This is a genomic window from Sediminibacillus massiliensis, assembly GCF_900156915.1.
Classification (GTDB): domain Bacteria; phylum Bacillota; class Bacilli; order Bacillales; family Amphibacillaceae; genus Sediminibacillus_A; species Sediminibacillus_A massiliensis.
In genome coordinates, this window is the sequence record NZ_LT732535.1 from 1347510 (window position 1) to 1359105 (window position 11596).

The following is an 11596-nucleotide window of genomic DNA, read 5'->3' on the forward strand; positions in this document are numbered from 1 at the left end:
CCACCTTTGCATTTCCTCCTTATATGTCAATTAAATTCTTTCAATACTATATTAATTACTATATTAATGGAAGACGGAGTTATATATAGAAATTAGATATAAAGTCCTTCGAATGTTCTGCTAATTTAAAATTTTGCATGCTATTTGTATAAAAATGATATTATTTGCAGTTTGAATGAACTATATAAAAAGATATAGAATGGAAAATAGTTTCGCTTAATTAACTAGCTTGCTTATCTATTTCGCTATTGAGCAAGGTAATAAAACACTTAAAACTATTCGAAAAATTGCTACATAATAGAATTAGCAAAAACTATAAACTTAAGGAGTGTTATTCAACATGTTTAACTTCACATGGAAGAGATTAGGAGTAATTGCTGGTTTAACTTTATCCCTTGTAGTAGCCGGTTGTGGACAAGAGGGAAATGGGGAGACTGAAGCCACCGCAAGTGTTAGTGAACAATTGGAATATAAAATTACTGGTATTGAGCCTGGCGCCGGACAAACAGAGACAAATGAACAAGCTATAGCAGAATATGAAAGTCTTGCAGGTTGGGAGCAAGAAACATCCTCAGCTGCTGCTATGTTGACCTCGTTAGGTGATGCTATCGAAAAAGAAGAACCAATTATCGTTGCAGCATGGTCACCACACTATATGTTCGCTAAATATGATATAAAATACTTAGAAGATCCTGAACTTGTATTTGGCGAGGAAGAACACATAACAACAATTGTTAGAAATGGCTTAAAAGAAGACATGCCTAATGCTTATACAATTCTAGATAGACTCTACTGGGAACTACCAGTATTGGAAGAAGCCTTACTTACAGCTCAAGAAATGGATTTTGATTTTGAAAAAGTAGCCAAACAGTGGGTAGATGAGAACGGGGAAAAAGTCGCAGAATGGACAGAAGGAGTAGAATCTGTAAATGGTACTTCAATAGACTTAGTTTTAACTCCATGGGATGCAGAAAGTTTTTCAACGAATGTAGCTAAAATTGTATTAGAACAACAAGGTTTCGATGTTTCGCTTACACCAGTTGACCCATCTGTTATGTTTGAAGCAATAGCATCAGGTGATTCCGATGCCACTCTATCTCCTTGGATGCCTGCAACACATGGCGCATTTTATGAAGAGTATGAAGGTCAATTTGAAGATTTAGGACCGAACGTAGAAGGGGCCAGGATTGGGTTAGCCGTGCCATCCTATATGGACATCGATTCCATTGAAGACCTGGAACCTGCAGAGTAAATAAATCTAATATATCTTAAAAGCTCCCTATTAGGTATCTGGATACTTAATGGGGAGTTTGTATTTCACAGGCTTACTCCATAGATGTCTGTTTTTCGAGAAATAACATTATTCACGAAAAACACCTTCAGGAAAGCAACGTCAACTTCTTTGGCTATTTTTGAAAGTATTTAGATAACCATCCTTGTTTCAGCACTGCCTATCGGGACACGATCATCTGATATCAAAGTCACTAAAGACATTATGAGACAGACACTTCCCCCCTGTCAGTATTTCCTCATTTTCATGGATTGACATCAGGAAACCCTTCCTGCTCCTCTCTTTATAATACTATAACTCACAAACAACATAAAAAAGCCCTACCATTAAAAGACAGCAAGGCTTTTCGTTAATTATAGCTTAAAAATCTTGGAATGCTTACAATAGTATACTGGTTGTACAGATATTCATCCTAAAAACCCATATTTTCTTATCTTCCTTTACCTTTTTATAATTTTTACTCCATAAGCCTCTACTGAAGTAATTCCTTTTAATTCTTCACCTGTCAACAGGTCCGTTCCTTCACTTATCTCGAAATCTACTTTTAAGGAGTTGTGGTTCATAATGAAGAAGTAAGAGCGGCCATCTTTTCTTCTCTCTGTCACTTCCACCCCTTTTGGAAGTTCGAGCAATGGTTTTACTCCTTTTTCATCACAAATCGTTTTCACGAAATCTGTCAAAAACGCCTGGTCGGGACAGGTGCCGACATAGTATGCTTTACCTTGTCCGAAAGAATTACAGGTAATGACCGGGGTACCTGCATAAAAATCGGAACCATATTCAGCAAGCACTTCCGCACCCTCTGTGTGCATAATGTCAAACAACAAACTGCACTCGTAGCTGCCTGCCAGACTCCCTGTGTCTTTTTTCAGGACAATCTGGTTCTTTTCTTCAGGCGGCAGGGCATCGATTTCTTCCACCCAAATCCCCAGAATATCGCGCAATTCCCCTGGATAACCGCCAGTCGTGACAAGATCAAGTTCATTAACGATTCCGCTGAAGAATGTTGTGATGAAAGTTCCTCCATTTTGAACATATTGTCTCACTTTATCCGCGTATCCTGATTTCACCATGTATAACACTGGCGCGAAGACGATATCATACTTGCTCAAATCCTCTTCGACACCAACCATATCAACCGCTATGTTTTCCTCGAACAAGGCTGCGTAATATTTATGGACTTCATTTACATAATCCAATGCCTTTGACGGGCCGCTGGATAATTCTGTTGCCCAGCGATTTTCCCAATCGAACACGATGGCGACTTTTGCATGGACTCGTGCATCCAGCAATGTATCGGAGAGTTGTGTCAATTCCCGTCCCAGTTCGGCTGTCTCACGAAATACCCTTGTGTTCTCATGGCCAACATGCTCGATTACGGCCCCATGGTATTTTTCACAGGCGCCGACCGACCTTCTCAGTTGGAAAAACATGACCGTATCTGCCCCGCGGGCCACTGCCTGATAGCTCCATAACCGCATTACACCCGGCCGTTTCAACGAATTATATGGCTGCCAGTTTTGCTGGCTCGGCGTCTGCTCCATCAGCATGAATGGCTGGCCGCTTTTCAAGCCCCTCATAAGATCATGCCTCATCGCCGTGAAACTCTCAGGTGTATTATAAGCAGGATAGTTGTCCCAGGAAACGACATCCATTTCTCTGCCCCACTTAAAGTAATCGAGCTCATTGTAAGTGCCCATCAAATTCGTTGTGACAGGAATAGCGGGTGTGTGCTTTTTCAAGACATCCCTTTCAATTTTAAAGCACTCTAGTAAACTGTCAGACTGAAAGATCCGGTAATCTAACGATATTCCTTGAAAACTAGTCGAATCCCCATTCCACTCTTCACTTAACTCGTTCGGGGGGACGATTTCATCCCACTCGTAGAATGTATGGCCCCAGAAACGCGTGTTCCAAGCTTTATTCAAACTTTCCAGGCTTCCGTATTTTTCCTTTAGCCAGTTTCTGAAACCATCCGCACAGTTATCACAATAACAGTATCCGCCATATTCGTTGGATACATGCCAAATAAGTACTCCCGGATGTTCCTTATACCTTTCTCCCAACCGGTCTGCCATCCGCTCTGCATATTTGCGATAGGTCGGACTGTTAGGACAGGAATTGTGCCTCCCGCCAAACTTTCGCTTCCTCCCTTGATAATCAACCCTTAGTACGTCTGGATACTTTTTCGCCATCCAGGCGGGATGCGCTGCAGTACTTGTTGCAAGACACGTATAAATTCCATTTTCATACAACCGGTCAATCTGTTCATCAAGCCATTCAAAATCATAGGTTTCTTCATCAGGTTGAATTAATGCCCAGGAAAAAACATTCAATGTCGCTACATCAATTCCCGCTAGTTTAAACATGCGGACATCTTCATCCCAGTCCTCTTTCTCCCATTGTTCAGGATTATAGTCTCCGCCATACCAAATCTTTGGAAGTTTTTCATTGATCACGCGATAGCACCCTTTCCTTTGTATCATTATATTTCCATTTTATCCGATTACAAAGTCTGATTATATATAATATAATGGTAAGGCATATAAGAATAAGGAACTCTTAACGAAAAGGAAGTCGCCAATGAAAAAGCATATTCTCATCCCATTAAATGAAAGCAGGCTGCCGCTTTTCGCAGAAACAATTGGTTTCTGACCAGGAAAATATAAGCAGGCCGAACGGATATCCTTACTATCACTGGATCCAAACTGTCGCAGGCCAAGGTTCTATCACGATTCAAAATCAACAGATGACTCTTACTCCCAATAACGGGGCCCTGCTTTTACCAAATGCTGCCCATTCCTATAGAAATGAAAAAAGCGCCGCCACTCCTTGGGAGACACTTTATGTAACATTTGGCGGGATGATGGTGAAAGAGATGTTAATCACACTTGGTCTCCATCAGTCAGCTGTATATCACTGGGAACAACAGGCGCCGATTGCCACCTTTATTGCTGACGTGTTAAATCAAAGGGACGAGACAAAGGAAAGCCTTAGTATAAGCACCTCCTCGGATGTTTATGAATTTCTTCTGCTCTTGAAAAAGTACGGGAAAGCGACGAAGAGCAGTATGAAAGATACAAACAACTTAGCCACCCTTTACGCACTCGTCGACTGGATGAAGTCCCAGCTTTCCAATCCAGATATCGGTCTTGAAGAAATGGCTCTTTTTATCGGTACATCAAAGCGTCATTTGAATTCCTTGTTCCAAAAAAATTTTCACGTTACGCCTTATGCATATTTTGTGAATTTACGTGTCCAGCAGGCGAAAAAATACCTGTTGGAAAACAGTTTATCCACGATCAGGGAAATTTCCATGCAGGTAGGCTTTCGTTCCACAAGCCACTTTGTCGCTACATTCAGAAGAATAGTCGGGATTCCCCCTGAGAAATACCGTCACCTGAATGGAGGGGTGTAAATTCAACTGTCTCAATCATGGCACCTAGCAACTATAAAAGTTAGAATTTTCCAAACACTTCTTGACAAGCATGCCACATCTCCTTACAATTTAATTGTGCTGTCTATATCCCAACTATACCAACCAGATTATACTGCACTTTTTTGAAAACGATTACAAAAGAGGTGTTAGGTATGAAAAACCGAGTAAATCCAGAATTATTACAAGGTTTGGAAACATTTCAAGACCTTGATTTACAGCCGGATTATTTGCAAACAATCAGAGAGGAAGCAGCCAAATTGAGGCCGCCTACCGTGGTGGATGAGTCCATTTCCATTACAGATGAAGTGATTGAGGGGCCCGATGCCAATCCATTACCATTGCGGATTTACCGACCGAAATCCATCAACGAAACGTCACCCGTTTTACTATGGATACATGGTGGCGGTTATATCTTAGGGTCTGTAGAAGATGATGATGATCTTTGTATGAATTTTGTTAATGAAGCAAATTGTGTAGTTGTTTCGGTCGACTACCGGTTAGCTCCGGAAAATCCTTACCCTGCACCAATTGAGGATTGTTATGCAGCCTTAAAATGGATTGCTGATAATGCACAGCTGTTAAATATTGATCCAGACCGCATCGGTATTGCAGGAGCCAGCGCCGGCGGGGGATTGACAGCTGCATTGTCTTTGTTGGCACGAGATCGTCAATATCCTTCTGTCTGTTTTCAAATGCCCCTCTATCCGATGATTGATGATCAAAACAATACACCTTCTGCCAATGAAATTAAAGAGGGTATGGTTTGGAATCAAAAAACAAATGATGCCGGCTGGAAAATGTATTTGGGCGATTTATATGGAAAAGATAATATCCCTTCCTACGCAGCTCCCGCCCGGGCAGAAGATTATAGTAATTTACCATATACTTACACATGTGTCGGTCAATTGGATCCCTTCCGCAGCGAAACATTAACATATGTCTCCAAACTGGCAGAAGCTGGAGTGGATGTTGAATTTCATTTATACCCCGGTGCCTACCACGGCTTCGAAGGATTAAACCCAACAGCCGAGGTGTCTGTACGCGCTGCGACCGAATATGTCCAAGCAGTAAGGAAAGGCTTTGATAGAGCCGCAAAAATACAGGCTTAATTTTCCACAAAATAACCCCCTCACATTTTCACAGAATTGTGAGGGGTTCCTATTTGAAACTGACATGCTTGCTGGACCTGCTTTGATTTCCGGAATCAAAGTTCCCATTCACAAACCATTGTTAATTGTTTATCAATTAACTCAGCATAAATACTTCCGTTCATTTTTTCCACCAAGCTTTTGGCAATCGGCAAGCCCAGTCCGGTACCTTTACCCATCCTCGTCTGGTCGGCCTTGAAAAACCGGTCAAACATTTGATTCACATCTTGTTCTGTCAGCACATCGACCGAATTGGCGACCTTTAGCCGTACGGTATTTTTACGTTTCTGGAGCGAAATGGTAACTTCGCCGCTGGAATATCTAATTGCATTAACGACAAGGTTTTCTATTACTCTTTTGGCAGCAGAAGGATCAAGCAGCAAAATAACATCCTCGTCCGGAATATGGATCGCCGGCTCTATGTTTCTCTTATTGAATTCCTCATAAAAACCAAACAGTGCTTCTAAAACTAAGTCATTGAACCTGATATTCTCCATTTTCACAGGATAATCCGCTTGCTCTATGATCGATAGTTCGAAAAAATCTTCCAGCAGAACCTTTAATCTTCCCGCACTTTTTTTAATCGTGTCTATATATTCTTTTTTCATGTCAGGAGTTATTTCATCCGATTCCAAAAATTGAATGTAACCCACTATCGAGGTCATAGGTGTACGAATGTCATGGGAAATATGGGAGACTGCCTGTTTTAACTCGTTTTCAGACGAACGTTTCTCTGCCTTTGCCTTGTTCGTCAAATCGATTTGATTATTAATTTCCTTCGCCAGCTCCTCAAAGTCACGGTCATGATAATCAATGTCTATTTTCTTGCCTGTTTTGTGCCGGTTTAATTGATGGAGCTGCCTTGTTGCACTTTTCACTTCTTTTTTCAGTAAATACAAACGAGTGATGACATATGCAAAAGCAATGATGACAATGATGGTTATATAGAGCATATGCCTCACCCACTTCCTTTTTTACTTAATTTCTTTCCGTTGGAAGATAAAGCTTCCCAAAGCTCCAAACGCCAAGAATGTAACAATCGGCACCACTACAAGGGTCGCCACTTCCATGCTTTCCAACGTGTCAACAATGAGGATATCGTATATTAACTTAAAAACAGAATGATTGAGAATAGGTTCAAAAAAAGGCACTTTAACTGCTAAAAGTTGCAGTGGCCAGTCAACAAATATAAAAAACATAAGCAGGAATCCAATCGTTTTCCCGCTATCGGTGAACAAGATAGAAAACACTGCCATTATAGATGCAAAGCCTGCACCATACAATATAATCAGTCCGACTGTCTGGAAGTAAAATGTCCATTCAGGCATGTCCTGGAAGCCAAAGTAAATCGCACTGGCTCCCGTCATAAAAATCGGCAGAATTAAAGAGATAATAATCGTTCCCGCTGAGAATACCATCAGCTTGGCAAAATAGATCCGCACCCTGCTGTTACCGGAGGAAACGATACTCTTCATCGTTCCCATGGAGTATTCGCCCGAAATAAAAAATCCCGCCAAAATACTTGGAATGAGCTTGACGATATTACCATGGGTGCCAAGGACACTTTCCAAATAATAATCCTTTACCGCAGGCAGTCCTGGTGCGCCATTATCAAATTCGATTAAAGGAAACAACACGGCAGCAGCGAACAACATCCAGGTCAAGAAACGAAACGACCGATCCTTCTTCAATTTATACCATTCTGTTTTCAGTAGATTACCCATGCTGTACCCCTCCGATCCGGTTGCTGAAGTATGTTTCCAAATCTTCCCCCATCGGCATGAATTCTTCGATGACCAATCCCTCTTGGGACAAAATTCGGGATACTTTACCTGGTACATTTACATAGGCAAACAACTTGATGGTCCCACCTGGCATTACTTCAAATTCTTGCGTTGACAAGCGGTTTTCTATAATGGTTGCTGCTTTATTTGGGTTATCCACTTTGATATGCAAGTATTGCTGGCATTTCTCCTGCAGTTCTTTCGCCGATAGCTGCTCTAATAATTCACCATTATGGATAATTCCATAATCGGTAGCCAACAAGTGTAATTCACTGAGAATATGGCTCGAGATCAATATGGTAATGCCATACTCCCGGTTAAGCTTTTTAAGTAATTCCCGTATTTCCACTACTCCCATTGGATCCAGTCCGTTGACAGGCTCATCAAGCACCAGGAATTCCGGATCTCCCAATAAAGCAATTGCAAGCCCCAGACGCTGCTTCATACCCAAAGAAAAATTTTTCGCTTTCTTTTTTCCGGTCTCGTGCAGTCCGACAATCTTAAGTGTTTTTTCAATACAATCTTTCCCGGGAATACCTTTCAACAGCCGATGCGCTTCCAAATTTTCTGCGGCCGTCATTTGTGGATATAAAGCAGGACCTTCGATTATTGTTCCAATTCGTTTCCTGGCTTCGATCAACTCTCGTTCACTGTTTTCTCCGAATAATTCAAATGTTCCAGTAGTTGGATATGCAAGACCAGTTATGAGACGGATCAGCGTTGATTTTCCGGCGCCGTTTTGCCCGATGAATCCATAAATAGCCCCTTTTTTTATCCTTACACTAACATTGTCCAATGCCAGTTTATTCTGGTATTTTTTGGACAATTGATTGGTTGTTAAAACATACTCACTCATCAAGGTTTTCCTCCTTAAATCATTATCTAACTTGCTCAAAAGATTGCTTTTTGAACACTCTTTTACTATAAGAAGGAAAACATAAGAAAGTCTTAAGTAAATCCTTAAGAAAACCTTAAGTTTTTAGTTTGTATCCCATCCCCCAAATGGTTTCGATATACTCTTCATCCGGATTTGCCTTTGCGAGCTTGCTCCTGATGTGGCTCAAATGGACATTAATCGTATTATCATCCCCGTAGAACTGCTCTTTCCAGACACGTTCGAACAAATTGGCTTTGGTAAAGACTTTATGAGGGGAAGACATCATCAAGAATAGTATTTCATATTCCCGGGCCGTTAATTTAAGTTCAATTCCATTCACAGTTATTACTTTCGCATCAGGGTCCAGAACCATATCTTTATGGGTGATCTGGTTGGTGAGCGACACACCCGTTACATCTTGGTATCTCCGGAGGCATGAATCAATTCTGGCAGAAACCTCTTCAATATCAAAAGGTTTGGTAATGTAGTCATCCGCGCCCGCCCTTAATGCATTGATTTTTGCTTGTGTTTCAAGCTTTGCAGATATAATGATGATAGGGATATTGCTCTCTTTTGTTACCTTTTTCAGTATATCTTCCCCTGACAGACCAGGCAGCATAAGATCAATCAGGACCATGTCCCATTTCTGGCTGTCCAGATAGATCATTGCTTCCGTCCCTGAATATGCTGGTTTGGGAAAATAACCACTTTTAAGGACAATATCACACAGCAAGCGATTAATGTCTTCATCATCTTCAATTATCAATATATTTACCGGGTCCTTCATCCAATCATCCTCGACAACTTAATCATTTATCTAAATCATTCCTGTAATTTTACTCGATGTCAAATCTTACACAAACGAACACTAGTTTACCCGATGTTTAGGTAAGTTCTATTGTCCAAGTATTCCAGCATGTTATAACGACAAAAAGCACCTATCGATTAAAACTCGGTAGGTACCTTCGTCCCCATTCGGTCCGTTTAACGAAAACATTCAGAACGCTTTTCGTTCGTAAATAACCGATGTAATCCCCCATGAAGCAATATAGAATACAAGAACAGCAAGCGACAATCCAGTATATAAGACGGGAATGGATAAATTCATGATAAAATTCGTAATCACTGTCAGGTGGTCAGCCAGATACAATACAATTCTTGGTCCTATACCTGCCAAAAGCAGAAAGCTGATAAGGACTGTTGAAAAAATATGCCCTGGTTTTAATAAATAAAACAATGGAAAGGTTAATGCAGCAAATAAAAAAAACAAACCACTGGCAACCGCTATATCATGCAGCGTGAACGATTTATTGAAAATAAACAACGCCAGACTCGCCACCCCGATTTCTATTACCAAGTACACAACTGCACCAAGATAACGTGAGGCGATAATTTCCTTACGCGTGTAGGGCAAAGAATTCAACAATATATTCGTCTCTGCTTTTTCATCGTATGCAAAAGAATTAAATGGAATAAAAATACTGGCAACCAAAAAAGTCATAGCTGGATGCGAATCCATGATTATAAAGAATGCGATAAAAGGAATGAAAGTCAATAACAGTCTTTTCTGCAGGATGACATCACGTCTGATTAAATTAAACATGGTGCACGCCTCCCTTCAGGTGATACATAATATCTTCCAAAGAGGCTGGCTCAATCACTACACTGTTTCCGAAAGTGTTTCTCACTGCTTCCATATTGTCGGTTAATGCCTCAAATCCTGTGGGTGCACGATGAATATGGACGAAGGCCTTTTCCGTGTCTCTATCCAGAAGCTCCCTACCGCCTTTTACGAGCGCATAGTTTTCGGCTATGTCGTGGATGGATTGGTTAAACACCAATTCGCCTTTTTGTATAAAAGCTATGTAATCGGCGACCCTGTCTAAATCCGTTGTAATATGCGTGGAAAAGAAAATGGTCCGATTGCCATCCACCATTATTTCCTGTAAAAGGGCCAACAATTCCCGCCTGAAAATGGGATCCAAACCGGCTGTCGGTTCATCCATGATGATCAGTTCTGCATGATGGGATAATGCAATCGCCAGTGAGGCTTTCATCTGCATCCCTTTTGAAAAAGTTTTTATTGCTTTATTCATCGGCAATTCGAACTGTTCGATGTACCGATGAAAGATTGCATCATCCCAACTTTTGTATGCAGGGGAAACTATCCGCTTTATATCTTTCAAATTAAGCCCTTCAAAAAATACGTTGCCATCATATACAAATCCAATCCGTTCCTTGATCGCCTTCTCATGCGTCCTGTAATCCATACCAAAAAGCTTCACTTCACCTGCATCTGGCTTTAAAAGGTTCATCATCATTTTAATGGTTGTCGACTTTCCAGCTCCGTTTGCCCCGATGAATCCCGTAACAAAACCTTGTTTCACTTGTAAATCAATGTTTTTGACGGAGAAATCTTTAAATCTCTTCGATACGTTTATTAATTCAACCACATTTTCCATTACCTTCACTCCTCGTACAAGATTTTCAACAGTTCCTGCAACTCATCAAACGACAGACCGATCTCTTTGCTGTTTGTTATCACCGCACTCAGCTGCTCCTCAATCACCTTAAGCTTCTTCTCCTTTATGACCTCTAAATTTTGCTCTGCCACAAAAGATCCCTTTCCGACGATCGAATAGATAAAGCCCGCCTTCTCCAATTCCTCATAAGCACGTTTCGTCGTTATCACACTTATTTGTAAATCCTTCGCCAGCTTCCGTATCGAAGGCAACGCTGTCCCTTCTTGTAATTCACCAGCTAAAATGGACGATTTAATTTGATTGGTAATTTGTTCATAAATCGGCTCCTTTGAAGTGTTGGAAATAATTATTTGCATGCAATCCCCTCTTCTGTCTGTTTTTTATCTTCATATATTGTATATATACTATATTAACAATATATGCACAAAAATAATTGAGTGCAACCCTTTTTTGAAGGAAAAGCACTTATACATTCTTTGAACATCTATTACGTTTTCCTAAAGACAAACAGAAAGAGCATGAATGAATAATAGATTTATCCATCCATGCCCTTATGAAAATATTATAGGAGGCT

11 protein-coding genes are annotated in these 11596 nt (G+C 40.7%); 3 read left to right on the top strand and 8 right to left on the bottom strand.

Going from position 1 to position 11596, the window contains the following annotated elements:
• The first annotated feature begins 340 nt into the window (after positions 1-340).
• Positions 341-1252, top strand: coding sequence for a glycine betaine ABC transporter substrate-binding protein (locus tag CZ434_RS07535; RefSeq protein WP_077622560.1), 912 nt, complete (start codon positions 341-343; stop codon positions 1250-1252).
• Positions 1253-1731: 479 nt separating this feature from the next.
• Here CZ434_RS07535 and CZ434_RS07540 read toward each other — a convergent pair whose 3' ends face one another.
• Positions 1732-3750, bottom strand: coding sequence for a beta-galactosidase (locus tag CZ434_RS07540; RefSeq protein WP_077622561.1), 2019 nt, complete (start codon positions 3748-3750; stop codon positions 1732-1734).
• Positions 3751-3935: 185 nt separating this feature from the next.
• Between CZ434_RS07540 and CZ434_RS07545 the strand changes: the two genes are divergently transcribed.
• Together CZ434_RS07545 and CZ434_RS07550 are read left to right on the top strand one after the other, a co-directional pair.
• Positions 3936-4709, top strand: coding sequence for an AraC family transcriptional regulator (locus tag CZ434_RS07545; RefSeq protein WP_179107204.1), 774 nt, complete (start codon positions 3936-3938; stop codon positions 4707-4709).
• A 173-nt stretch (positions 4710-4882) separates the two neighbouring features.
• A complete protein-coding gene (locus CZ434_RS07550) occupies positions 4883-5839 on the top strand; it encodes an alpha/beta hydrolase (RefSeq protein WP_077622563.1) in 957 nt (318 codons plus the stop codon).
• Between the two features lie 95 nt (positions 5840-5934).
• Here CZ434_RS07550 and CZ434_RS07555 read toward each other — a convergent pair whose 3' ends face one another.
• The 7 genes from CZ434_RS07555 to CZ434_RS07585 all read right to left on the bottom strand — a co-directional run bounded on the left by CZ434_RS07555 (position 5935) and on the right by CZ434_RS07585 (position 11378).
• Entirely contained in the window at positions 5935-6831 is an 897-nt protein-coding gene (locus tag CZ434_RS07555) for a sensor histidine kinase (protein WP_077622564.1), read from the bottom strand.
• Positions 6832-6852: 21 nt separating this feature from the next.
• Positions 6853-7602: an ABC transporter permease gene (locus CZ434_RS07560; protein ID WP_077622565.1), complete on the bottom strand. Its 750-nt coding sequence runs from the start codon at positions 7600-7602 to the stop codon at positions 6853-6855.
• Positions 7595-8518: an ABC transporter ATP-binding protein gene (locus CZ434_RS07565; RefSeq protein ID WP_077622566.1), complete on the bottom strand. Its 924-nt coding sequence runs from the start codon at positions 8516-8518 to the stop codon at positions 7595-7597. The genes CZ434_RS07560 and CZ434_RS07565 overlap by 8 nt, the downstream gene beginning before the upstream one ends.
• Positions 8519-8633: 115 nt before the next feature.
• Entirely contained in the window at positions 8634-9326 is a 693-nt protein-coding gene (locus CZ434_RS07570; RefSeq protein WP_077622567.1) for a response regulator transcription factor, read from the bottom strand.
• A gap of 210 nt (positions 9327-9536) precedes the next feature.
• Positions 9537-10142, bottom strand: coding sequence for an ABC-2 transporter permease (locus tag CZ434_RS07575; RefSeq protein WP_077622568.1), 606 nt, complete (start codon positions 10140-10142; stop codon positions 9537-9539).
• The gene (locus CZ434_RS07580; RefSeq protein ID WP_077622569.1) at positions 10135-11001 is read right to left on the bottom strand and encodes an ABC transporter ATP-binding protein; all 867 of its coding nucleotides are present in this window, start codon (positions 10999-11001) and stop codon (positions 10135-10137) included. The genes CZ434_RS07575 and CZ434_RS07580 overlap by 8 nt, the downstream gene beginning before the upstream one ends.
• 5 nt (positions 11002-11006) lie before the next feature.
• Positions 11007-11378, bottom strand: coding sequence for a GntR family transcriptional regulator (locus CZ434_RS07585; RefSeq protein ID WP_077622570.1), 372 nt, complete (start codon positions 11376-11378; stop codon positions 11007-11009).
• Positions 11379-11596: the final 218 nt, after the last annotated feature.